The organism is Castellaniella sp. FW104-7C03 (assembly GCF_040276085.1).
GTDB lineage: Bacteria > Pseudomonadota > Gammaproteobacteria > Burkholderiales > Burkholderiaceae_B > Castellaniella.
Genome location: NZ_JBELOK010000034.1, coordinates 1 through 575 on the forward strand (window position 1 = coordinate 1; position 575 = coordinate 575).

Consider the following 575-nt stretch of genomic DNA (forward strand, 5'->3'; position numbering starts at 1 on the left):
AGCCGCACCTTCCGATACGGCTACCTTGTTACGACTTCACCCCAGTCATGAATCTCACCGTGGTAAGCGCCCCCCTTACGGTTAGGCTACCTACTTCTGGTGAAACCCACTCCCATGGTGTGACGGGCGGTGTGTACAAGACCCGGGAACGTATTCACCGCGACATGCTGATCCGCGATTACTAGCGATTCCGACTTCACGCAGTCGAGTTGCAGACTGCGATCCGGACTACGATCGGGTTTCTGAGATTGGCTCCACCTCGCGGCTTGGCATCCCTCTGTCCCGACCATTGTATGACGTGTGAAGCCCTACCCATAAGGGCCATGAGGACTTGACGTCATCCCCACCTTCCTCCGGTTTGTCACCGGCAGTCCCATTAGAGTGCCCAACTAAATGTAGCAACTAATGGCAAGGGTTGCGCTCGTTGCGGGACTTAACCCAACATCTCACGACACGAGCTGACGACAGCCATGCAGCACCTGTGTTCCGGTTCTCTTACGAGCACAATTCAATCTCTTGAATCTTCCAGACATGTCAAGGGTAGGTAAGGTTTTTCGCGTTGCATCGAATTAATC

1 rRNA gene is annotated in these 575 nt (G+C 53.9%); it reads right to left on the reverse strand.

Features of this window, described 5'->3' with window-relative positions:
- Positions 1 to 575 (reverse strand): 16S ribosomal RNA (locus tag ABS758_RS14950); the annotation flags it as partial.